The organism is Burkholderia gladioli, from assembly GCF_000959725.1.
GTDB lineage: Bacteria > Pseudomonadota > Gammaproteobacteria > Burkholderiales > Burkholderiaceae > Burkholderia > Burkholderia gladioli.
Genome location: NZ_CP009322.1, coordinates 1104976 through 1128409, shown reverse-complemented (window position 1 = coordinate 1128409; position 23434 = coordinate 1104976). Strand labels below are relative to the sequence as shown.

Annotated in this window: 19 protein-coding genes; 7 read left to right on the top strand and 12 right to left on the bottom strand. The window is 69.8% G+C overall.

The genetic code is table 11. The annotated features are described in order from the left end of the window. Nucleotides 1-115: 115 nt before the first annotated feature. Nucleotides 116-1549, bottom strand: coding sequence for an LLM class flavin-dependent oxidoreductase (locus tag BM43_RS05680; protein ID WP_036056511.1), 1434 nt, complete (start codon nucleotides 1547-1549; stop codon nucleotides 116-118). Between the two features lie 285 nt (nucleotides 1550-1834). Next, nucleotides 1835-3187, bottom strand: coding sequence for an omega-aminotransferase AptA (gene aptA, locus BM43_RS05675; protein WP_036056512.1), 1353 nt, complete (start codon nucleotides 3185-3187; stop codon nucleotides 1835-1837). Nucleotides 3188-3292: 105 nt separating this feature from the next. Between aptA and BM43_RS05670 the strand changes: the two genes are divergently transcribed. Further along, complete coding sequence (locus BM43_RS05670; protein WP_036056515.1) at nucleotides 3293-4357, top strand: LysR family transcriptional regulator; 1065 nt, start codon at nucleotides 3293-3295, stop codon at nucleotides 4355-4357. 36 nt (nucleotides 4358-4393) lie between these two features. On the opposite strand, the gene BM43_RS05665 is transcribed toward BM43_RS05670, so the two are convergent. Then, nucleotides 4394-6286, bottom strand: coding sequence for an alpha/beta hydrolase family protein (locus BM43_RS05665; protein WP_036057316.1), 1893 nt, complete (start codon nucleotides 6284-6286; stop codon nucleotides 4394-4396). Nucleotides 6287-6348: 62 nt separating this feature from the next. Further along, nucleotides 6349-7341, bottom strand: a complete 993-nt coding sequence (locus BM43_RS05660; protein ID WP_255222454.1) for a LysR family transcriptional regulator — start codon at nucleotides 7339-7341, stop codon at nucleotides 6349-6351. Nucleotides 7342-7598: 257 nt separating this feature from the next. On the opposite strand from BM43_RS05660, the gene BM43_RS05655 reads away from it, so the two are divergent. Together BM43_RS05655 and BM43_RS05650 are read left to right on the top strand one after the other, a co-directional pair. Then, the gene (locus tag BM43_RS05655; RefSeq protein WP_036056516.1) at nucleotides 7599-8366 is read left to right on the top strand and encodes a class II aldolase/adducin family protein; all 768 of its coding nucleotides are present in this window, start codon (nucleotides 7599-7601) and stop codon (nucleotides 8364-8366) included. Nucleotides 8367-8516: 150 nt separating this feature from the next. Beyond that, nucleotides 8517-9815 carry an O-acetylhomoserine aminocarboxypropyltransferase/cysteine synthase family protein gene (locus tag BM43_RS05650; protein ID WP_036056518.1) on the top strand — a complete coding sequence of 433 codons (1299 nt, stop codon included), beginning with the start codon at nucleotides 8517-8519 and terminating at the stop codon, nucleotides 9813-9815. Between the two features lie 22 nt (nucleotides 9816-9837). Here BM43_RS05650 and BM43_RS05645 read toward each other — a convergent pair whose 3' ends face one another. After that, nucleotides 9838-10482 (bottom strand): HD domain-containing protein, encoded by a 645-nt coding sequence (locus tag BM43_RS05645; RefSeq protein WP_036056520.1) that lies wholly within the window; start codon nucleotides 10480-10482, stop codon nucleotides 9838-9840. A 140-nt stretch (nucleotides 10483-10622) separates the two neighbouring features. Between BM43_RS05645 and pdxR the strand changes: the two genes are divergently transcribed. Continuing rightward, nucleotides 10623-12035 (top strand): MocR-like pyridoxine biosynthesis transcription factor PdxR, encoded by a 1413-nt coding sequence (gene pdxR, locus BM43_RS05640; protein WP_036056522.1) that lies wholly within the window; start codon nucleotides 10623-10625, stop codon nucleotides 12033-12035. A gap of 11 nt (nucleotides 12036-12046) precedes the next feature. Here the strand turns inward: pdxR and araH are convergent, their stop codons facing one another. From araH to BM43_RS05605, 7 genes are all read right to left on the bottom strand, one after another. Then, a complete protein-coding gene (araH, locus tag BM43_RS05635; protein WP_025098294.1) occupies nucleotides 12047-13051 on the bottom strand; it encodes an L-arabinose ABC transporter permease AraH in 1005 nt (334 codons plus the stop codon). A gap of 64 nt (nucleotides 13052-13115) precedes the next feature. Beyond that, the gene (gene araG, locus BM43_RS05630) at nucleotides 13116-14654 is read right to left on the bottom strand and encodes an L-arabinose ABC transporter ATP-binding protein AraG (protein ID WP_036057318.1); all 1539 of its coding nucleotides are present in this window, start codon (nucleotides 14652-14654) and stop codon (nucleotides 13116-13118) included. Between the two features lie 31 nt (nucleotides 14655-14685). Then, on the bottom strand, nucleotides 14686-15690 hold the full coding sequence (locus BM43_RS05625; protein ID WP_036057319.1) for an arabinose ABC transporter substrate-binding protein: 1005 nt from the start codon (nucleotides 15688-15690) through the stop codon (nucleotides 14686-14688). A 67-nt stretch (nucleotides 15691-15757) separates the two neighbouring features. After that, entirely contained in the window at nucleotides 15758-16687 is a 930-nt protein-coding gene (locus tag BM43_RS05620; protein ID WP_036056525.1) for a Gfo/Idh/MocA family protein, read from the bottom strand. A 22-nt stretch (nucleotides 16688-16709) separates the two neighbouring features. Beyond that, the gene (locus tag BM43_RS05615) at nucleotides 16710-17639 is read right to left on the bottom strand and encodes a dihydrodipicolinate synthase family protein (protein WP_036056526.1); all 930 of its coding nucleotides are present in this window, start codon (nucleotides 17637-17639) and stop codon (nucleotides 16710-16712) included. Nucleotides 17640-17697: 58 nt separating this feature from the next. Then, nucleotides 17698-19077: an MFS transporter gene (locus BM43_RS05610; RefSeq protein ID WP_013690119.1), complete on the bottom strand. Its 1380-nt coding sequence runs from the start codon at nucleotides 19075-19077 to the stop codon at nucleotides 17698-17700. Between the two features lie 261 nt (nucleotides 19078-19338). Beyond that, nucleotides 19339-21090, bottom strand: a complete 1752-nt coding sequence (locus tag BM43_RS05605) for an IlvD/Edd family dehydratase (RefSeq protein WP_013690118.1) — start codon at nucleotides 21088-21090, stop codon at nucleotides 19339-19341. Nucleotides 21091-21205: 115 nt separating this feature from the next. Between BM43_RS05605 and BM43_RS05600 the strand changes: the two genes are divergently transcribed. The 3 genes from BM43_RS05600 to BM43_RS41265 all read left to right on the top strand — a co-directional run bounded on the left by BM43_RS05600 (nucleotide 21206) and on the right by BM43_RS41265 (nucleotide 23394). Continuing rightward, nucleotides 21206-22150, top strand: a complete 945-nt coding sequence (locus tag BM43_RS05600; protein WP_013690117.1) for a LysR substrate-binding domain-containing protein — start codon at nucleotides 21206-21208, stop codon at nucleotides 22148-22150. Between the two features lie 232 nt (nucleotides 22151-22382). Next, nucleotides 22383-23120: a class I SAM-dependent methyltransferase gene (locus BM43_RS05595; protein ID WP_036056529.1), complete on the top strand. Its 738-nt coding sequence runs from the start codon at nucleotides 22383-22385 to the stop codon at nucleotides 23118-23120. Between the two features lie 103 nt (nucleotides 23121-23223). Beyond that, on the top strand, nucleotides 23224-23394 hold the full coding sequence (locus tag BM43_RS41265) for a hypothetical protein (RefSeq protein WP_155296498.1): 171 nt from the start codon (nucleotides 23224-23226) through the stop codon (nucleotides 23392-23394). Nucleotides 23395-23434: the final 40 nt, after the last annotated feature.

Below are 23434 nucleotides of genomic sequence, written 5' to 3'. Positions count from 1 at the left end.
GGCGTTGGAACGCGGCAAGTCCTCACATCGACCAACGCTCCCGGCATATCCGCTCCCGACCTACCCCGGGACTGAAGGAAAGTCACCGCCATTCCATTGAACGGATTCCAATTAACTATCTCGCGAGCGCCTCGGCGCCGGCGGCCTCATCCTCCTTGGCCTCCCCGCCCGCCTCGGGCGGCGCGAACCGCGACAAGTCGCGATACGCCGCGCCGGGATGCGCCTCGCCAAGCCGCGGCCCCTCGCCGAACAGCTTCTCGCGCAGCGTGCCGGGCCGGTAGGCGTTCGGGTACACGCCGCGCCGCTGCAGTTCCGGCACCAGATAGCCAACCACGTCCTCGAAACTCTCGTGGGCCAGCGCGTAGGCGAGGTTGAAGCCGTCCACGCCGGTCTCCTCGACCCATTCCTGCAGGATGTCGGCCACCGTCGCGGGCGAGCCGACGAACACCGGCCCCAGCCCGCCGATGCCGCCGAAGCGCGCCAGTTCGTCGATGGTCCAGCTCTTGTCGCCGCCCGCCAGATGCTCGACGGCCGAGACGATGGCATTGGTCTCGACCCGCTTGACCAGGTCGGTCGGCGCGTACTGGCCGAAGTCGATGCCGGTCCAGCCCGACATCAGCACCAGCGAGCCGTCGTAGGACACATAGCGCTGGTAGTCCTCGAACTTCGCCTGCGCCTTGGCGTCGGTCTCGTCGACCACGATCGTCACCAGCGTGTAGATCAGCAGCTTGGCCGGATCGCGGCCCGCCTCGATCGCGCGCCGCCGGATGTCGGCCACGTAGTCGCGCAGCGTCGCGCGGGTGGGCGCGGCCACGAACACGCATTCGGCGTGTTGCGCCGCGAAGGCCTTGCCCGAGCCCGAGGCGCCGGCCTGGTAGAGCACCGGCGTGCGCTGCGGCGAGGGCTCGCAGAGGTGGTAGCCGGGCACGTCGAAATGCTTGCCCCGGTGGCGGATCGGGTGGATCTTGGCGGGGTCGGCGAAGATGCGCCGCTCGCGGTCGCGCAGCACGGCGCCGTCCTCCCAGCTTCCCTCGAACAGCTTGTAGAGCACCTCCAGGTATTCGGCCGCGATCTCGTAGCGGTCGTTGTGCCCTTCCAGGCCGGTCTGGCCCAGGTTGCGCGCGCCGCTTTCCAGGTAGGAGGTGACGATGTTCCAGCCCACCCGCCCCTTGCTGTGATGGTCGGCCGTCGAGAGCCGGCGCGCGAAGGTATAGGGATGCTCGAACGAGGTCGAGGCGGTGATGCCGATGCCGAGGTGCTCGGTGGCCAGCGCGATCGGCGCGGCGAGCTGGATCGGATCGTTGACGGGGATCTGCACGCCCTGGTGCAGCGCGTGATGGTTGCTGCCCTGGTAGACGTCGTAATAGCCGATCACGTCGGCGATGAAGATGCCGTCGAAGATGCCCTTCTCGAGCGTCCTGGCCAGGTCGGTCCAGTATTCGAGGTCCTTGTACTGCCAGGAGCGGTCACGCGGATGGGCCCACAGCCCCGGCGACTGGTGCCCGACGCAGTTCATCTCGAAGGCGTTGAACCGGATGGGTTTGCTCATGATTCGATATCTCCGCTCGGAAAGACCGCGCCAGGCAGCCGCCGCGCGGTCGGACGACAATCCGTCGAATCTATCGAATGGCCTGGATCGCGACCAATATCGATTCCGGCAAACCTTATCGGCGCCGGCGGCAATTGCTTATCGCCGCCGGCGGATAGGCCGCCGCCATGAAAAAAGCGGCACCGGCCATGCATGACCGGTGCCGCTTCGTTTCCGCCCGGGCGAGCGCCGCACTGGCGGCGCCGACCGATGTCTCCTCGTGCCTCGAATCCTGTCGACGCCGGTTCAGGCCGTCGCGTTCAGCGCCTCGGCCAGCGCGCCGACCAGGTTGTCGATCTCGCGCGGCTCCGAAATGAACGGCGGTGCGAGCTGGATCGTGTCGCCGCCGTAGCGCACGTAGAAACCCTTCTCCCAGCAGCGCATCGCCACCTCGAACGGGCGGCGGCCCGGCTCGCCCGGCGCGCCCTCGATGCTGATGCCGGCCGCCAGGCCGAAGTTGCGGATGTCGGCCACGTGGCGCACGCCCTTCAGGCCATGCACGGCGCTCTCGAAATGCGGCGCCAGTGCACGCACGCGGCCCACGCCGTCTTCCTTGACCAGCAGGTCGAGCGCGGCGTTGCCGGCCGCGCAGGCCACCGGGTGCGCCGAATAGGTGTAGCCGTGCGGGAACTCCAGCATGTAGTCGGGGCCGCCCGCGGCCATGAAGGTGTCGTAGATCTCCTTGGTCGCCACCACGCCGCCCAGCGGCTGGGTGCCGTTGCTGACCTGCTTGGCGAAGTTCAGGATGTCGGGCGACACGCCGAAGGCGTCCGCGCCCGTCATCGCGCCGGCGCGGCCAAAGCCCGTGATCACCTCGTCGAAGATCAGCAGGATGTCGTGCGCGGTGCAGATCTCGCGCAGGCGCTTCAGGTAGCCCTTGGGCGGCACCACCACGCCGGCCGAGCCCGAGAACGGCTCGACGATCACCGCGGCGATGTTGGAGGCGTCGTGCAGCGCGATCAGCTCGAGCAGGCGATCGGCCAGCTCGGCGCCGTGCTCGGGCAGGCCGCGCGAGAACTTGTTCTGCGCCAGTTGCGTGTGCGGCAGGAAATCGGCCTCGATGCCCTGGCCGAACAGCTTGCGGTTCGGCCCGATCCCGCCCACCGAGATGCCGCCGAAGTTCACGCCGTGGTAGCCCTTCTCGCGGCCGATCAGGCGCGTCTTGCTGCCCTTGCCCTTGGCGCGCCAGTAGGCGCGCGCCATCTTCAGCGAGGTATCGGCGGCTTCCGAGCCCGAGCCGGTGAAGAACACGTAGTCGAGGCCGGCGGGCGTCAGGTCCTTGATCTTGTTGGCCAGTTCGAAGGATTGCGGATGGCCGAACTGGAAGGCTGGCGAATAATCGAGCTTGGCGATCTGGCGGCTGACCGCCTCGGTGATCTCGCTGCGGCCATGGCCCAGCCCGCAGCACCAGAGGCCGGACAGGCCGTCGAAGATCTTGCGGCCTTCGGCGTCGGTGTAATAGGCGCCCTTGCCCTCCACGATCAGGCGCGGGTCGCGCTTGAACTGGCGGTTGCCGGTAAACGGCATCCAGTGGGCCTCGAGCCAGGCGGCATCGGTGCGGATCGCGTCCGCTTGCGGGGTGGTCACGGTGTCGGTCATGTCGGCAGGCGCGCGGCGCTCCTCGGTGGGGTCAGTGTGTTGCGCATTGTTGGGTCGCCAGATAGTCTTGTGAATATCGCAATATCAATGTTCACTTGAGCATTCATGCAAGTAAGAAACCCCAAGCATCGCGCCCTGCTCGGCCAGCTCAGCGACATGGACCTGCGCCTGCTGCGCGTCTTCAAGGTGGTGGTGCAGTGCGGCGGGATGGCCGCCGCCGAACTGGAACTCAATATCGGCATCTCCACCATCAGCCGCCACGTCAAGGACCTGGAAACGCGGCTCGGCCTGGTGCTGTGCCGGCGCGGCCGCGCCGGCTTCACCCTGACGCCCGAGGGGCAGACCGTCTACGAGGAAACCCTGCGCCTGCTGGTCTCGCTGGAGGCGTTCCGCGCCCGCGTGGACGGCATCCACGACCGCATGGGCGGCGAGCTGCAGGTGGCCATGTTCGACAAGACCGCCACCAATCCGGCGGCGCGCGTGGCCGAGGCGATCCGCCGTTTCACCGAGGCCGCGCCCGAGGTGGTGCTGAACCTGCACGTGGCCTCGATCCAGGAGATCGAGCGCGGCGTGATCGACGGCAGCTACCAGATCGGCATCATCCCCGAGCATCGCAGCTCGGGCAGCCTGGTCTATACCGAGCTGTTCGAGGAGCGCATGCTGCTCTACTGCGGCGCCGGCCATCCGCTGTTCGGCGCCGCGCACGACAAGCTGAACTGGGACGGCATCCGCGAACACGCCTTCGCCGGGCTCGGCTTCCATTCGCCCAACCTCAAGCTCACGCATCGCGCCAGGCTCACGCGCAGCGCGACCGCCTCGGACCAGGAATCGGTGGCCACCCTGATCCTGTCGGGCAAGTTCCTCGGCTTCCTGCCCGACCATTACGCCGAGAGCTTCGAGCGCGCCGGGCGCATGCAGGCGATCGCGCCGCGGCGCTTCCACTATCGCTGCCGCTTCGTCAGCCTGTTCCGCCGTTCGCCGCAGCCGTCGCGGGCCGCGCTGCTGTTCCAGGAATGCCTGGGCGCGGCGCACGCGGGCGAAAAAAAAGCCGGCGCGAAGGCCGGCGGGGAGAGCCAGAAAGGCGGCGTGGCGCCGGGCGACGCGGGCGCATCAGCCGCGTCGGCCAAACCGGCTCGCGGCGCATCCAAACGCGCCGCGGCCGGGGCCTAGACAGCGGGGGCAGGCTCGCCGGGCAAGCGAAGCGCCTCAGGCGCCCCGCTTGCCGCCCAGGTGCGTGTCGAGAAAGGCGATCATCGCCTCGTAGAACTCGTACTGGTTCTCCTCGTTGGCGAAGCCGTGCCCCTCGTTCGCCTTGAGCATGTACTGCACGTCGATGCCGCGCGAGCGCAGCGCCTCGACGATCTGGTCGCTCTCGGCCTGCTTGACGCGCGGATCGTTGGCGCCCTGCGCGACGAACAGCGGCGTGACGATGCGATCGGCGAAGAACAGCGGCGAGGCGTCGTGCAGTTGCTGGCGCCCGGCCTCGGTGGTCGGGTCGCCGATCTGCTCGTACATCATCTCCAGCAGCGGCTTCCAGTAAGGCGGCATCGATTCGAGCAGGGTGAACAGGTTCGATACGCCCACGTAGTCGATGGCCGCCGCGTAGCGCTCGGGCGTGAAGGTCACGCCGGCCAGCGTGGCGTAACCGCCGTAGCTGGCGCCGTAGATGCCGATCCGCTTCGGGTCGACGATGCCCTGCCCGACCAGCCAGTCCACGCCGTCGTCGATATCGTTCTGCATGGTGCGGCCCCACTGGCCGAAGCTCGCCTCCCAGAACGCGCGGCCATAACCGATCGAGCCGCGGAAATTCATCTGCAGCACCGCGTAGCCGTGGTTGGCCAGCATCTGCACCTCGGGGTTGAAGCCCCAGTGGTCGCGCGCCCAGGGGCCGCCGTGCGGATTGACGATCAGCGGCAGCTTGTCCGCGTCGGCGAGCGCCCCGCCGTCGAGTTCATGGCCGACCGGCAGCGTCAGGTAGCCGTGGATCGTCAGCCCGTCGCGCGAGCGGTATTCGATCGGCCGCATCGGCGCCATGTCGGCCGCGTCGAGCCAGGGCGTCAGGGCTTCCAGCTCGGTCAGCTCGCGCGAGGCGACGTCGTAGAGCCAGATCGAACCCGTCGACACGTCCGAGGCGTTGCGCACCAGCATGCGCGATTCGTCGCGCGTGTAGCTGACGATGCTGGCCTCGCCGCTCGGCACGCGCGCGTCGAGATCGGCATGCAGTTGCTCGGTGAACGGGTCCAGGTGATGCCAGCAGATCTTGGCTTCCTCGTACCAGATGGTGGTCAGCACGCGGCGCTGGTACGAATAACCCATGCCCTTCACGTCGACCTTGTCGTGCTCGAACAGCAGCGTGCCTTCCTCGCCCGTGACCGGATCGAATTCGTAGATCGCGACGCGGTCGCGCCCGCGATTCGACAGCACGTAGAGCTTGCGGTTGTCGAAGCTGAACATCAGCGGCGCGAGCGTCTCGCGGAAGTTGGTGGTGACGACCGGGCGGAACGGCTCGTCCTCGCGCTCGCGATACAGCAGGGTCTGGTTCACGCCGTCGCCGGCCACCGCCACCCGCAGCTTGCTGTCGTGATCGGTCATCCAGCCGAGGATGTTGCCGGGGTTCTCGGCGATCAGCGTGGCCTCGCCGCTCGCCACGTCGACGCGGAACACGTCGAACACGCTGGCGTCGCGCTGGTTGTGCGAGATCAGCACGTGCCGCTCGTCCTCGATCAGCGCGTCGATGATGCCGGCGCGCACGCGCTCGAACGGCGTCAGGTCGAGGATCTCGCCGCCGTCGATCGGCACCGACAGCACGTGGTAGTTCTCGTCGCCGCCGAAGTCCTTCACGAACAGCACGCGATCGTTGTTCTTCCACGCGTAGCCGCCGATGTCGCGCTGCGACTCATGCGTGAGTGCGCGCGCCTCGCCGAGCGGGCGGCCGCGCTCGTCGATCGCCTGCACGAACACGTTGAGCCGGCCCTCATGACGCGCCAGGAAGGACAGGTGACGGCCGTCCGGCGACAGCTGGAAGCCGGTGCGCTCGGGGCGGCGAAAGAAATCGCGGACGTCGTGGCGCCGGGCGGCGCGCTGCGGGGATCGCTGCATGGACTCTCCTGTTCCGGTGATGCCCGAGGCGCCGGACGCGCCTCGCTCGCGGGCGGGATCGCTCATTCTAGCGTCGCGGCGCGATCGGAACCTTTTTCCCCGGCCAGGCGCGCCGCCGTCCTGCCCGGCTCGGGACAGGGGCAGGTGGTGTGCAGCCGACGCCGCAACGCCTCGACCGCGCGCAGCATGCGCCCCGACAGCGTCCATTCCGAGCGGTGGATCAGCCACAGCGTATCGACCACCGAGGCGCCGCACTCGATCACGCGGATCGCTTCCTGACGCGCAAAGGCCTGGCGTGCGTAACGCGGGATCACGGTGAAGCCCAGGCCGCGCGCCACCGGCTCCAGGATCAGCCCCACCTGGTTGGTGAAGGCCCGGCGCGGCAGGCCGCGCACGCCGGGATTGTCGGGAAAGCGCCGGCTCAGCAGGCGGCTGGCCATCGCCAGGCCATCGGGATGATCGACGAAGCCGAGCCGTTCCAGGTCCGCCCAGTTGCTCACGTAGTCGTCGGCCGGCACCACCAGCTCGAGCGGCTCCTCGGCGAAGCGGCTCACGGCCAGCCGCTCGTCGTCGGGCTTGAGCGTGACCAGCCCGACCTCGTAGAGATTCGAGAGCACCGCGTCGAGCACCTCGCGATCGGGCGCGAAGCGATGGCGCACCACCAGGCCCGGCGTGGCGAGCTGCATGTCGAGCAGCCAGGGCGCCATCACCAGGCCGATGCTGCCCGGCGTGATCAGGCTGATCTCGCCGCAATCGGCGTCGGCCTCGGCGAGGCGGCTGCGCAGGCGCTGGTCGGCGCGCGCCAGCTCCGCGCAGTAGTCGAGCACCACGCGGCCGGTCGGCGTGATGTCGATGCCGCGCGGGCGCCGGATCACCAGCAGGCCGAGCTGGTCCTCCAGGTGCCGCAGGTGCTGGCTGACCGCCGCCTGGGTGAGCCCGAGCCGCTCGGCCGCGCGCGTGAAGTTGCCGGTCTCGACCAGCATCTCGAAGGTTCGCAGCCATTGCGGATTGAGCGGCGTGGCGCCGGCGAGGATGCCGGCTGGCGCGAGGGTCATGGCGCTTGAGGGGGAAATCGGGGCGAGTCAGTGTAGCAGGTCGCTCGAGAGCGCGCCGGCGGCCGGGCGGGGCCGGAAGCGGCAAGCAGACCGCTCCATCTCGCTTGCTCCCGTTTCGCGGCAGAATGCGCAAACCAGCTGCCGTGTCGGCGAGCCGACAGCCAGGCCGGGCGCGATTGCCGATGATCGCGGCATGGCCGCCGCGCGCGCCCTGCCGCGCCGACCCCTCACGAGACGACGAACCCCAGGAGACACGGATGAACGCCATCGTATCCGCCCGCCGTTCCGACATCAGCCCCGAGGAATGGGAGATGCGCATCAACCTCGCGGCCTGCTACCGCCTGACGGCGCTGTTCGGCTGGGACGACCTGATCTTCACCCACATCTCGGCGCGCGTGCCGGGCCCCGAGCATCACTTCCTGATCAACCCCTACGGCATGGGTTTCGAGGAGATGACGGCCTCCTCGCTGGTGAAGGTCGACCTGGACGGGCGCAAGGTGTCGGATTCGCCCTACGAGATCAACCCGGCCGGCTTCGTGATCCACAGCGCCGTGCATGCCGCGCGCGAGGACGCGCACTGCGTGATGCACGTGCATTCGATCAACGGCACGGCGGTGTCGGCCCAGGAGGACGGGCTGCTGCCGCTGACCCAGCATTCGCTGATCGTGCTGCGCTCGCTCGGCTACCACGACTACGAGGGCATCGCGCTGGAGGACGAGGAGAAACCGCGCCTGGTGGCCGACCTCGGCCGCCACACGCACCTGATGCTGCGCAATCACGGCCTGCTGACGGTGGGCGCCTCGCCGGCCGAGGCCTTCGTCGCGATGTACTTCTTCGAGGCCGCCTGCATGATGCAGGTGCGTGCGCAGGCCGGCGGCGGCAAGCTGCGCACGATCGGCCAACCGATCCTCGACGGCATCACCCGCCAGATGGCCACCGTCACCACCAACCAGGGCCCGGGCACCCTGGTCTGGCCGTCGCTGCTGCGCAAGCTCGACCGCCACAATCCCGGCTACGCGCAATGATCCGTCGCGGCCCTTCGCAGGCAAGCTCGCGAGGGGCCGCAGCGGCTGCGCGGCAGGCATATCGATCGAAGAAATCGCGCTAAGCCGGCGCGACGGCGCTTCCTATAATCGTCGGGACCCCGAACCGACGAACCACCAGGAGGAGCCCGCATGACCACCGCTCGCGAACCCGCCGACTGGCATCTCGACACCATCGCCGTGCACGGCGGCTACCGCCCCGACCCGACCACGCGCGCCGCCGCCGTGCCGATCTACCAGACGGCGGCGTTCGCCTTCGACGACACGCAGCACGGCGCCGACCTGTTCGACCTGAAGGTGCCCGGCAACATCTACACGCGCATCATGAACCCGACCCAGGACGTGCTGGAGCAGCGCCTCGCCCTGCTCGAGGGCGGCGTCGGCGCGCTGGCGCTGGCCTCGGGCCAGGCCGCCGTGACCTACGCGATCCTGACCATCGCCGAGGCCGGCGACAACCTGGTCTCGTCGAGCACGCTCTACGGCGGCACCTACAACCTGCTGGCCCACACGCTGCCGCAATACGGCATCGGCACCCGCTTCGCCGATCCGCGCGAGCCGGACAGCTTCGCCGCCCTGATCGACGCCCGCACCAAGGCGATCTTCGTCGAATCGGTGGGCAACCCGCTCGGCAACATCACCGACATCGCCGCGCTGGCCGAGATCGCGCATCGCCACGGCGTGCCGCTGATCGTCGACAATACGGTGCCCTCGCCCTACCTGCTGCGGCCCTTCGAGCACGGCGCCGACATCGTGGTGCACTCGCTGACCAAGTACCTGGGCGGGCACGGCACCGCGATCGGCGGCGCGATCGTCGATTCGGGGCGCTTTCGCTGGGCCGAGCACGCCGAGCGCTTTCGCCGCCTCAACGAGCCCGACGTCAGCTATCACGGCGTGGTCTACACGGAAGCCTTCGGCGAGGCCGCCTATATCGGCCGCGCGCGCGTGGTGCCGCTGCGCAATACCGGCGCGGCGATCTCTCCCTTCAACGCCTTCCTGATCCTGCAGGGCATCGAGACGCTCGGCCTGCGCATCGACCGGATCAGCGCCAACGCGCTGGGTGTGGCGCGCTTCCTGCAAGGCCACGGCAAGGTGGAATGGGCCGACTACTCGGGGCTGCCCGAGCATCGCGACCATGCTTTGGCGCAGCGCTACCTGTCGGGGCGCGGCCCCGGCATCCTGACCTTCGGCGTGCGCGACGGCCGCGCCGGCGGCGCCCGCTTCCAGGACGCGCTGAAGCTGTTCACGCGGCTGGTCAATATCGGCGACGCGAAGTCGCTCGCCACCCACCCCGCCTCGACCACCCACCGCCAGCTCTCGCCCGAGGAACTGGCCAAGGCCGGCGTGCGCGAGGAAACCGTGCGGCTGTCGATCGGCATCGAGCATCTCGACGACCTGCTGGCCGATCTCGCGCAGGCGCTCGAAGCCGTGTAGAACGGCGTCGCCACGGGGGCGCTCAGCGCTCCCAGCGCGAATTCAGCATCACGCTGCACAGGTTCACGCGCGCGAAGCCGGGATCCTTGTGCCCCAGGAAATCGTCGTTGAAGGTGCCGAAGGTGGTGGCCGGGCGGTGCCTGAGCCCCTGGTAGAACACTTCGATCATCCGCTCGGCGAAACCGCTCTCGCGCGGGTAGGCGGCCACCACGGCCTCGCGCTGCGCATCGCTGAACTGCTCGAAGCCGCGCCCCGCCACGTCCATGCCGGCGCCGGCCTGGATCAGCGCGATCTCCGGGTGCATGTGCTCGGGGATGCCTGGCGTGGTGTGCAGCGCGACGGCGGCCCAGACCTTGTCGATATCGTGCGCGTCGATCCCGTGGCCACGCAGGAAATCGCGCGCGGCGTTCGCGCCGTCCACCTCGAAACGCAGCGGGCTGTGGTGGTAGTGCTCGCACAGGCCGATGTCGTGGAACATGGCGGCCACGTAGAGCAGTTCGCGGTCGAACACCAGGCCGCGCTGGCCGCCGAGCAGCGCGGCCCAGCAATACACGCGCGTCGAATGCCGGAACAGCAACTCGCTCGCGGTATCGCGGATCAACTGGGTGGCCTCGCGCGCCAGTTGGCTGTCGGGAAGGTCGATGCCGAAGGCGGCATGGCTTGTCATGGTCGGATCCTGTCGGGTGATGGCGCCGCCCGCCGCGCGCGCCTGCTCGCGCGGGCACTGGCGCAGGCGTGCCAGATTACGTCCGGCCCGGACCAGAAAACAGACCCAAGAATGCGGATTCCGGCTGTACCATGGCGCCCATGACCCAGCTCCGCATCGGACTCGACCGCGCCGCCGGCGCCTCCCTGTCCACCCAGATCTACCGCGAGATCCGCCACGCCATCGAGGCGGGCCAGCTCGCCGCCGGCGCGCGCCTGCCGTCCTGGCTCGACCTGGCGGCCCAGCTCGGCGTGGCGCGCGGCACGGTGCGGGTGGCCTACGAGCGGCTGGTCGACGAGCAGTTCGCGGTGGTGCTCGGCCCGGCCGGCACGCGCGTGGCCGAACGCCCGCCGCTGGCCCAGGCGCCGGCGCGCTCGCCCGATGCGCTGCCGCTGGCGGGCCTGTTCCGCGACTTCGGCGCGGCGCCGCTGGCGTTCCAGATGGGCGTGCCCTCGCAGGCCGAGTTCCCCTTCAAGCTGTGGTCGCGCGTGCTGACGCGCGGTGCGCGCCAGGCCGCGGCGGCGCCCGTCAGCTACCCGGATCCGCGCGGCGACCCGGCACTGCGCAAGGAGATCGCGGCCTACCTGGGCGTTGCGCGCGGGCTGCGCTGCCAGCCCTCCCAGGTGCTGGTCACCACCGGCTTTTCCGGCGCGCTCGGGCTGGCGATCCGCGGGCTCGGCATCGAGGGCCGGCCGGCCTGGATCGAGGATCCCGGCTTTTCGCTCACGCACATCGCGCTGGACCTGGCGGGGATGCAGACGCAGCCGGTGCCGGTGGATGCCGAGGGAATCGACGTGGAAGCCGGCATCGCGCTCGCGCCGCGCGCCGCCCTGGCGGTGGTCACGCCGGGCCAGCAGGCGCCGCTCGGCATGACGCTCTCGCTGCCGCGGCGGCTGGCCCTGCTCGCCTGGGCACGGCGCAGCGGCGGCTGGATCGTCGAGGACGACTACCTGAGCGAGCTGCAACTGAAAGGGCGCGCCGCCCCCGCCCTGGCCTCGCTCGACGAGCACGGCCGCGTGCTGCATATCGGCAGCTTCAGCAAGACCATCAGCCCGGCCTTGCGCCTGGGCTTCCTGGTGGTGCCGCTCGAGCTGGCGGCCCGTTTCGGCGAGATCGCGGCCTGCCTGGCGCCGGCCCCGGCGGCCTCGATCCAGCACGCGGTGGCCGAATTCCTCCGTGATGGCCACTATCTGCGCCATCTGCGCCGCATGAAGCGCCTCTACGCCGCGCAGCGGGAGGCCTTGCTGCGCCAGTTGCGGGCGGTGCCGGCGGACGTGATGTCGGTGCTGGCGGTGGCCGGCACGGCGGTGGTCACGCGCCTGCCCGATTCCGTGGTCGATACCGAGCTGGCGCTGCAGGCGCTGCCCTTCGGCATCGCGCCCACGCCGCTGTCGCCCTGGTACAGCCGGGCGCCGCGACCGCAGGGCCTGCTGCTGAGCGTGACCAACCTCGACGAGGCGCGGCTGGCCAAGGATTGCCGGCGCCTCGTGCAACTGATCCGCGACGCGCGCTAGGCACGCGCGGCTCAGACCGCCCGCTTGCTGCGGCGGAACTGGTCGAACAGCACCGCCAGCAGCAGGATGCCGCCGCGGATCAGGTACTGGTAGAAGGTCGGCACGTTCATCAGGCTCATCGCGTCCTGCACCGCGCCCATGATCAGCACGCCCACCAGCACGCCGGCGATGGTGGCCACGCCGCCCGTCAGCGACACGCCGCCGAGCACGCAGGCCGAGATCACGCCGAGTTCGAGCCCGACCGAGGTCTTGGGGTCGCCCAGGCTCATGCGCGAGGCCAGCATCACGCCGGCGAAGCCGGTCACCAGGCCCTGCAGCACGAACACCGCGACCTTGATGCGGGTGACCGGCAGGCCGGCCAGCAGCGCGGCCTCGCTGTTGCCGCCGACCGCCAGCACGTTCTTGCCGAACACGGTCTTCTTGAGCAGGAAGCCGAACACCACGAAGCCGACGATGTTGCTCCAGATCGGGAACGAGATGCCGAGGAAGGCGCCGCTGCCGAGCTCGAAGAAACGCTCCTCGGAGATCATCACGGCATCGCCGTTGGAGGTCAGGAAGGCCAGGCCCCGCACCGCCTCCATCATGGCCAGCGTGGCGATCAGCGAATTGATCCGGAAGCGCGCGATCAGCACGCCGTTGACCAGGCCCACCGCGCCGCCGGCCAGGATGCCGGCCGCCACGCCGAGCAGCACGCTGTGCGAGGCGGTGATCACGGTGGAGGCCACCACGCCCGAGAAGGCGACGATCGAGGCCACCGACAGGTCGACCTCGCCGAGCGCGAGCACGAACATCATGGTCACCGCGATCGAGCCGATCAGCGTGACCGACAACAGCAGGCCCTGGATATTGCGGACCGTGAGGAAGTCCGGCACCGTCGCGGACAACACCGCGAACAGCACCACGAACACCACCACGATGCCCGACTTGTTGATCATGTCCCACATCCGCGCGCGCGACGGCGTGATCGGCGCGGTGTCGTTGCTGGCGGGCGTTCCCTTCGGCATGGCTTGGTTCATCTCGGGTCCATCGGTTCGGTGCGGCGGCGGGCGCGTCGGCGCTCGCCGGCCGCGGTGAGTCGGTTCAGCGCGGCAGCGCCAGCTTGATCAGTTGGTCGGGGGTGGCCTCGGCCTTGGGCACGATGCCGGCGATGCGCCCCTCGCGCATCACCACGATGCGGTCGGCCACGCCGATCACCTCGGCCAGGTCGCTCGACACCATCAGCACGGTGCGCCCCGCCTCGGCCAGGCCGTACAGCAGCGCGTAGATCTCGGCGCGCGCGCCCACGTCGATGCCGCGGGTGGGCTCGTCCATCAGGAATACCTCGATGCGCTCGGCCAGCCAGCGCGACAGGATCACCTTCTGCTGGTTGCCGCCCGACAGCGTGCCGATCGCGGTATCGCCGTCGCGCGTCTTGATCGCCAGCTTCTCGATGTAGTCGCGCGCCAGCGTGCGCTCGCGCTTCTCGTCGAGCAGGAAGCGCGCCGGGCTGAAGTGGCGACGCGCGCTGATGTTGAGGTTGTCGGCCACCGAGGCGATCGCCACGATGCCTTCCTGCTTGCGGTCCTCGGGGCACAGCGCGACGCCGGCCCGCACCGCGTCGCGCGGGCTGGCGAAGGCCACGCGCCGGCCGGCCAGCTCGACGTGGCCGGCGCTGGCGCGGGTGGCGCCGTAGATCAGCTTCATCAGCTCGGAGCGGCCCGCGCCCACCAGGCCGAAGAAGCCCAGGATCTCGCCACGCCGCGCGGCGAACGAGATCGGCTCGGCCAGCCCCGGCCCCAGCAGTTGCTTGGCCTCGAGCAGCACCTCGCCGGCCTCGCGCGGCCGGTAGCCGTAGACGTCGGCGATCGAGCGGCCGACCATCGCCGCGATCAGGCGGTTGCGGTCGAGCTCGGCCACCGACTCGAAGGTCTCGATATGCCGGCCGTCGCGAAACACGGTGACGCGATCGCACAGCGTGTAGACCTCGTCCATCCGGTGCGTGACGTAGATGATCGCGCGGCTGTCGGCGCGCAGCGCGTCGATGATGCGGAACAGGTTCTCGGTCTCGCGCGCGGACAGCGAGCTGGTCGGTTCGTCGAAGGCGATCACGCGCGCGTCGCGCATCAGCGCCTTGCCGATCTCGATCATCTGGCGCTGGCCGATCGACAGCTCCTTGACCGGCGTGCGCGGGTCGATGCGCTCGCCCAGGCGCTGCAGCGCCTCGGTGGCGCGCCGCACCAGGCCGCGTTCGTCGAGCACGCCGAAGCGGTTCGGCAACTGGCCGAGCATCAGGTTGTCGGCCACCGTCAGCTCGGGCACCAGGTGCAGCTCCTGGTAGATGATCGCCACGCCGGCGTCGATCGCCGCGCGCGTGCCGGCGAAGCGCTGCTCGACGCCGCCCAGCCGCAGCCGGCCCTGCTGCGGCTGGTTCACGCCCGAGAGCACTTTCAGCAGGGTCGACTTGCCCGCGCCGTTCTCGCCCATCAGGCCGTGCACCTCGCCGGCGCGCACCGACAGCGACACGCCGTCGAGCGCGCGCACGCCAGGAAAGCTCATGCCGATGCCGTCCAGCTCGAGCCAGGCGGCAGGCGCGCCGCCCGGTTCGGGCGAGCGCTCGAGGGTGTCCAGGGTATCGCTCATCGGTTCCGTCTTCCGCTCGCTCATGCCCGCCTCAGATGCCCAGCTCGGCACGCACGGCCTGCCAGTTCTCGCGCGTCATCAGCTTGCCGGTGGTCTGCGTGTCGGCGGGCGGCTGCTTGCCCGAGCGAATCCAGTCGACCAGGTTCTGCGCGCTGTCCTTGCCGTGGTTGGTCGAGCTGACCGCGATGGTGCCGTAGAAGCCGGTCGGCTGCTTCTTCTGGAACTCGGCGAAGGCCTCGCCGGCGCCGTTGATGCCCACCCCGATCACGTCCGCCGACGGCAGGTGCAACTGCTCGGTGGCACGCACCGCGCCCAGCACGCTCTCCTCGTTGAGCGCGAATATCACCCACTTCTTGATGTTGGGATGCTGGGCCAGCACCGGCGAGGCCGCGTTGAAGCCGCCTTCGTCGTCGGTGGTCTTCTGCGGCGCGTCGAAGATGTTCTCCTTCTTGAAGCCGCCGGCCAGCAGCGACTGCGTGGCGCCGTCGGTGCGCAGCTTGGCGGTGGGCAGTTCGTAGTCGGTGATGCGCAGCGCGCCGACTTCCTCGGGCTTCCAGCCGCGCTTCTTCATCTCGTCGCTGATCGCCTGGCCGACCTGGTTGCCGATCTTGAAGGCCGACATGCCCAGGTGCGGCACACCCGCCAGCGGCTTGCCGGAGGAATCCACCAACTGGTCGTCGACGGTCACGAACTTCATGTTGTAGTGCTTGGCGCGTTGCTGGATCGCCGGCCCCAGGCGCACGTCGGGCGCGCAGATCACGAAACCCTGCGCGCCCTGCGCGCCGAGGTTGTCGATCGCGGCCAGCACCTTCTCGCCGTCGGGCGTGCCGATGTTGACCACCGAGAAGTTCTCCTTCTGGCCCAGCGCCGTGGCGGCCTTCTGCTCGTTGATGAACCAGGCCTGCTCGGGCATCTTCACCAGGAAGCCGATCTTGACGGGCGTGTCGGCGCCGGCAGGCAGCGCGGCGCCGAACGAGGCCAGGCACAGGCCGGCCAGGACGGCGCGCAGGGTGGTACGTCGGGTGAATCCGGTCATCTTGCTGTCTCCTCTGATATTGGCGATGGCCTCTTGATGGCGCTTGCCGGTATGGATCTCGTTCATCTCAGTGGCCGAAGGGCTCGACCTCGACGTGGCGGCCGAGCAGGAAGGCGTCGGCGACCAGCCGCAGCGGGCTCAGGTCGACCTCGTCGGTGCCGTGCGCGATCAGCCAGTGGAAGCGCTCGTAGAGCGTCGCGTATTCGCGCTCGGGCGCGAGCGTCACGGGCCGGCCGGCGATGGTCAGGCGCTTGCCGCCCTCGGCGATCTGCAGCAGGCCGTCGTCGGTCTCGACCGCGATCTCCCATTGCTCGACCGGGCCGTGCCGCCAGTCGAACTCGGCGCGCACCGGGGCGCCGGCCGCGTCGATGCAGTCGAGCTCGGCCGCGATCGGGGTGGCGCAATCGGCCGGCACGTGCAGCGTTGCCGCGCGCAGCAGCAGCTCGTGCGGCAGGATCCGCGTGACGATCGACAGCGCATTGATGCCGGGATCGAACACGCCGAGCCCGCCCGGCTCCCAGATCCATTGCTGCCCCGGATGCCAGTGCCGCACGTCTTCCTTCCAGCGCACCTGCACGGCGCGCACCACGCGCGTGGCGAGCCAGTCGCGCGCCGGCTCCACGGCGCTGGCGCAGCGCGAATGCCAGGTGGCGAACAGCGTGCGGCCCTGGCGCTTCGCCAGCGCGTGCAGCGCCTCCACCTCGCTGATGCTCGCGCCGGGCGGCTTTTCCAGCATCACGTGCTTGCCGGCCAGGAGCGCCGCGCGCGCCTGCGCGTAGCGTACCTGCGGCGGCGCGCAGAGCGAGACGGCGTCGAGCTCGGGCTCGGCGGCCAGCAGCGCGTCGATATCGGGGTAGTTGCGGACCTGCTCGACCCGGGCGTTGCGGCTGGCGCTGGCAACCAGCGCGAAACCGTCGTTGCCGGCGATGGCGGGCAGGTGCTGGTCGCGCGCGATCTTGCCGACGCCGACGATGCCGAGGGTATAGGTAGCGTTCATGCTTGCTCGATCTCCTCGCGGCTCAATGGCCCCAGCGCAGCACCAGCGGATCGAGCCGGCGCGCGATCGCGACCAGTTCGGCGCGGGTCTCGGGATGCATGGCGGGCAGCGGATGGCGCGGCAGCTCGCAGTCGATCACGCCGCCCTCCTTCATCAGCGCCTTGCAGGCCAGCAGGCCCGCCTGGCGGTTCTCGTGGTTGATCAGCGGCAGCCAGCGCTGGTAGGCGGCGAAGGCCTCGTCGAGGCGCCCCTCGCGATGCGCGTCGACGATGGTGCGGATCCCGTCGGGGAAACCACCGCCCGTCATCGAGCCGGTCGCGCCGGCGTTCAGGTCGGCCAGCAGGGTGATGCCCTCCTCGCCGTCCCAGGGGCCCTCGGCCGCGTCGCCGGCCAGGCGGATCAGCTCGCGCAGCTTGTTGGCGGCACCCGGCGTCTCGATCTTGAAGTAGGACACCTGCTCGATCTCGCGCGCCATGCGCGCCAGGAACGGTGCCGACAGCACGGTGCCGCTGGCCGGCGCGTCCTGGATCATGATGGGAATGTCGATCGCGTCGGACACGCGCGCGTAGAACTCGTGGATCTGCGTCTCGGGCACGCGGAAGGTGGCGCCGTGATACGGCGGCATGATCATCACCATCGCCGCGCCCAACTCCTGCGCGCGCCGGCTGCGCGCCGCGCACAGCCGCGTGCCGTAATGCGTGGTGGTGACGATCACCGGCACGCGGCCGGCCACGTGCTCGAGCACGGTGCGCGTGAGGATCTCGCGCTCCTCGTCGGACAGCGAGAACTGCTCCGAGAAGTTGGCGAGGATGCACAGGCCGTCCGAGCCCGCGTCGATCATGAAGTCGACGGCGCGCTTCTGGCTGGCCAGGTCGAGTTCGCCGGTATCGCTGAAGGTGGTCGGCACCACGGGGAACACACCGCGGTAGCGAGGGGGACGGCTTGAAGTCATGGCATCGGTCCTGCTTCGGTTGTCGGTTGAGTCGCGCGGCACGCGCCGCGCGGGCACATCAGGATTCTTGATGAGCGAGCGCGTCTGCCGCCAGCGCCCCGGCCGGTGTGCTCGCGCGCAAGGCGGCACGCACCGCGAAGGCCATCAGCACGGCCACCAGCAGGGTGGCCGCGAGGAAGTACAGGCCGGCGGCCAGGCTGCCGGTGGCGTCCTTGATCAGGCCGACGCTGTAGGGGCCGAAGTAGCCGCCGAGGTTCGCGATCGAGTTGATGGTCGCGATCCCCACCGCCGCGCTGGGCCCGCTCAGGAACTGCCCCGGCAGCGCCCAGACCACGGCCTGGATCGAATAGACCGCGAAGGCCGTCAGGCTGATGAACAGCAATTGCAGCGCGGGGGCGCGGAACCAGGCGCTGGCCGCCATCGCCAGCGCGCCGAAGGCGGTGACCGCCACGATGTGCCAGTGGCGCTCGCGATGCCGGTCGGAATGACGCGGCACGATCAGCAGCCCGATCACGGCGCAGATGTAGGGCACGGCCGAGATCAGGCCCGCCGTCGAATCGCTCACGCCGAAGGCCTTGATGATGGTGGGCAGCCACAGCGACAAGCCGTAGATGCTGATCGGGAACGGCAGGTAGAGCAGCGCCATCAGCAGCACGCGCCGATCCTTGAGCGCCGCGAACGGGCTCAGGTGCGGGTCGAGCGCGTAGCGACCGCGATCGGCGGCCAGCGCCTGCTCGATCCAGCGCCGGTCGGGTTCGGCCAGCCAGCGGGCCTGGGCAGGCGTGTCGGGCAGCACGCGCAGCGTCGGCCAGCACAGCAGCACGGCCGGCAGCCCGCTCAGGATGAACAGCATCTGCCAGTTCGCGAGCCCGGCCACGCCGTGCATCTCCAGCACCAGGCCCGAGATCGGCCCGGTGATGATGCCGGCGATCGGCTGGGCCAGCACGAGCAGGCCGATCACGCGCGCGCGGTGGCGCATCGGGAACCAGTGGGTGAGGAAGTACAGGATGCCGGGATAGAGCCCGGCCTCGGCCGCGCCGAGCAGGAAGCGCAGCGTGTAGAAACCGTTCGGCCCCGTGACGAAGGCGGTCGCCATGGTGATGGCACCCCAGGTGAACAGGATCCGCGCGAACCAGACGCGCGCGCCGAAGCGCGACAGCGCCAGGTTGCTCGGCACCTCGCAGAGGAAGTAGCCGATGAAGAACAGGCCCGCGCCCAGGCCGTAGGCGGCGTCGCTCAGGCCGATCGCGGCGTTCATGTGCAGCTTCGCGAAGCCGACCACGGTGCGATCGATATAGGCCACCACGTAGATCAGCGCGAGGAACGGCAGGAGCCGGCGCGCGACCAGGCCGACCACGCGTTTCTCCTCGCCGTCGGCCGCCGGATCGGTTGCGCGTGCACCGGTCTCGCCGGAACGCGCTGCCTGCGATTTCGTCATTGCGTCTCCTTCCACCATGTCGTCTGCCCGCGTCGTGCAGCGGCGCCCGGCGCTCGCGCTCGCGCGGATCTCGTCGGGCGCCGCTCGACGGCGCCCCGCCCGCTGCCGCCGAACGTATTCGCGAAGCGAGCCCGGTGGCCCTGGCCGGCCTGCCGATCGCCTCGCGCCCTCACGGCCCCCTCATCCCTGTCGGCCGCCGGGCTGCCTCGTGGGCGCGGCCCGGTCATGCGACGTGCCGGCCCGGGGGCCGGCCTCGCGACTTCAGTGCGAATGGCGCGGCACCTCGGCGCCTCGCATGCCGACCAGGAAGTCCAGGTCGCACCCCTCGTCGGCCTGCAGCACGTGGTCGACATAGAGCCGCGCATACCCGCCGCGCCCCTGCTGCTCGGCCACGCCCGGCGCGGCGGTCGGATCGACGTCGGACAGGCGCCGCTGCAGTTCCTCGTCGCTGATGTCGAGATGCAGGCGGCCGGCCTCGCAATCGAGCTCGATCCAGTCGCCGTTGCGCACGGCCGCCAGCGGCCCGCCCGCGGCGGCCTCGGGCGCCACGTGCAGCACCACCGTGCCGTAGGCGGTGCCGCTCATGCGCGCATCGGAGATCCGGACCATGTCCTTCACGCCCTGGCGCAGCAGCTTGGGCGGCAGGCCCATGTTGCCGACCTCGGCCATGCCCGGGTAACCGCGCGGCCCGCAGTTCTTCATCACCAACACCGAGTCCTTGTCGACCTCCAGCGCCTCGTCGTTGATCGCCGCCTTGTAGTGGTCGAAGTTCTCGAACACCACCGCGCGGCCGCGATGGCGCAGCAGCTCGGGGGTGGCCGCCGAGGGCTTCAGTACCGCGCCGCGCGGCGCGAGATTGCCGCGCAGGATGCAGATCCCGCCGTCGGCGATCAGCGGCCTGTCGAGCGGGCGGATCACTTCCTCGTCGTGGTTCGGCGCCTCGCGCACGTTGTCCCACAGCGAACGGCCGTTGACGGTCAGCGCATCCGGATGCGGCAGCAGCCCGGCCTCGCCGAGCCGGCGCAGCACCGCCGGCAACCCGCCCGCGTAATAGAACTCCTCCATCAGGAAGCGCCCCGAGGGCTGCAGGTCGACCAGGGTCGGCGTATCGCGGCCGATCCGCATCCAGTCCTCGAGCTCGAGCGGCACGCCGATGCGGCCGGCGATCGCCTTCAGGTGGATCACCGCATTGGTCGAGCCGCCGATCGCGGCATTGGTGCGGATCGCGTTCTCGAAGGCCGCGCGCGTGAGGACCTTCGACAGTTTCAGGTCCTCCAGCGCCATCTGCACGATGCGGATGCCCGACATGTGGGCCAGCACGTAACGACGCGCGTCGACCGCGGGAATCGCCGCGTTGTGCGGCAGCGCCACGCCGAGCGCCTCGGCCATGCAGGCCATCGTCGAGGCGGTGCCCATGGTGTTGCAGGTGCCGGCCGAGCGCGACATGCCGGCCTCGGCCGAGAGGAAATGGTGCAGGTCGATCTCGCCGGCCTTGAGCGCCTCGTGCAGCCGCCAGACCGCCGTGCCCGAGCCGATGTCCTTGCCCTCCAGCTTGCCGTTGAGCATCGGCCCGCCGCTCACCACGATGGCCGGCACGTCGCAGCTGGCCGCGCCCATCAGCAACGCCGGCGTGGTCTTGTCGCAACCGGCAAGCAGCACCACCGCGTCGATCGGGTTGCCGCGGATCGCCTCCTCCACGTCCATGCTGGCGAGGTTGCGCGTGAGCATCGCGGTGGGCCGCAGGTTCGATTCGCCGTTGGAGAACACCGGGAATTCCACCGGGAAGCCGCCCGCCTCGTAGATGCCGCGCTTGACGTGCTCGGCGAGCTTGCGGAAGTGCGCGTTGCAGGGCGTCAGCTCGGACCAGGTATTGCAGATGCCGATGATCGGCCGGCCGTCGAACTCGTGATCGGGAATACCCTGGTTCTTCATCCAGCTTCGGTACATGAAGCCGTTCTTGTCCGCGGGACCGAACCAGTGTTGGGAGCGCAGCTTGGGTTTGGAGTCCGACATGCTCGTTTATAGGTAGCAGGATTTGCGAGCAGTCTAGTCAGATCGTTGATAACCTACTAATGAAAAATCGGACGTCTCCGATACACGTTTCCATATCCTCGTAAACACTGAATCGATGCTCGACGCGAACCCCTGGTACGTGCGCACGCGACTGAAAACCAGGCAGTTGCTGCTGGTCGTCGCGCTCGCGGAGGAGGGCAATATCCATCGCGCCGCGGCGGTGCTGAACATGACCCAGCCGGCGGCCTCCAAGCTGCTGCGCGAGCTCGAGGACATGCTCGGCACGGTGCTGTTCGAGCGCATGCCGCGCGGCGTGAAACCCACGCTCTACGGCGACGCGCTGATCCGCCATGCGCGCGCCGTGCTCGGCAGCCTCGAGCAGGCGCAGGAGGAGCTCGATGCGCTCAAGGCCGGCCATCTCGGCCATGTCGCGATCGGCACCATCACCTCGCCCGGCGTGCGCCTGTTGCCGGCCGCGATCGCCGCGGTCAAGAAGCAACATCCGGCGATGCGGATCTCGGTCGAGATCGAGACCAGCAACGTGCTGCTGGAACGGCTCGCGCAAGACAAGCTCGACATCGTGGTCGGGCGGCTGTCCGCCGAGCACGACAAGCTGCCGCTGCGCTACGAGACGCTGGCCGACGAATTCGTCCACGCGGTGGTGCGCCAGGGCCATCCGCTGCTGGGCGGCTCCGCGCTGACGCTGGCCGAGGTGCGCGAGGCCAACTGGGTGGTGCCGCCCGCCGGCAGCGTGCTGCGCCATCGCTTCGAGCGCATGTTCCAGCGCGCCAGCCTGGCGCCGCCGGCGCGCATCGTGGAGACCGCCGCCCTGCTGTTCATCACGCGGCTGCTGGAAGAGAGCGACATGATCGCGGTGCTGGCCGCCGACGTCGCGCAGTATTACGCGGCGCATCGCGTGGTCGAGATCCTGCCGCTGGCGATGCAATGCCAGATGGACGACTACGGGCTCATCACGCGCTCGGATCGGCTGCCCACGCCGGCCGCCGCGATCGTCACCGATGCCTTGCGCGCCGCGGGCGGCCTGTTGTCCGGGAATTGAGGGACAGGCGCGCAAGGGGCGGCGCCAAGCGGCCGCTTCGACGCATCGGGGGCTCGCGCGGCACGCCCGTTACGCGCTAGGATCGTCGAATTCGTTCATGACAACCGCCGTCGCGCATGCCGCGCGCGCCGGGCCCCGCATGACGCCGGCCTGCCGCCTCGCGGCGCGAGGGCGCGGCGTGCCCGGGCCTCGCGCCGCAGGCCGTCGACCACGGCACTGAGAGAGCGCATCGATGACCCAGAACATCTACGACGATCCGACTTTCTTCGACAACTACGCGAAGCTCAGGCGCTCGGTGGAGGGCCTCGACGGCGCGCCGGAATGGCCGGCCCTGCGCGCGCTGCTGCCCGAACCGCGCGGCTTGCGCATCGCCGATCTCGGCTGCGGCTATGGCTGGTTCTGCCGCTGGGCCGCCGAGCACGAGGCGGCCAGCGTGCTCGGGCTCGACGTTTCGGAGCGGATGCTCGAGCGCGCCCGGGTCGACACCACCAACCCGCGCATCGCCTACCGGCGCGCCGACCTCGAACGGCTCGACCTGCCGGCCGCCGCCTTCGACCTGGTCTACAGCTCGCTGGCCTTCCACTACATCGAGAACCTGCCGGGGCTGTTCGCGGCGATCCATCGCGCGCTGGTGCCGGATGGGCGGCTGGTGTTCTCGATCGAGCACCCGATCCTGACCGCGCCGAGCCGGCAGGGCTTTCGCACCGATGCCGAGGGCTGGCGCCATTGGCCGCTGGACGGTTACCAGAACGAAGGCCCGCGCGTGACCGACTGGCTCGCCAAGGGCGTGATCAAGCAGCATCGCACCATCGGCACCCTGCTCAACCTGCTGATCGAATCGGGCTTCGCGCTCGCGCACCTGGACGAATGGGGGCCGTCGCCGGCCCAGGTCGAGGCGCAGCCGGCGCTGGCCGAGGAACGCGAGCGACCGATGATGATGCTGGTGTCGGCGCGGCGCGGGGCACGCTGAGGCGCGTTCGGCCGATCGCCGCCAGCAGTTCCTCGGCATTGTCGGGGCGGGGGCCGCCCTCGCGCGCGCATCTGGATGGGAAGCTGCCGCGCCAGGCGCCGCCATGCAATCGCCGTCGGTTTCGACCGGCATGCGTATCGGCAAGCGCGCGGCGTGCCTCGATGGCGATCGTGGTCAGCGGGCCCTGCACGGCAACCGGGACGGAAGCGGCGGCGTCGGCCCGTTCGTCCTCGAAACATCGGAATCCGGGCAGCGCAACGCGTACCGGGAGTGAACAATGCCCGCCCCGGCGTCAAAGCCGGGGCGGGCATCGT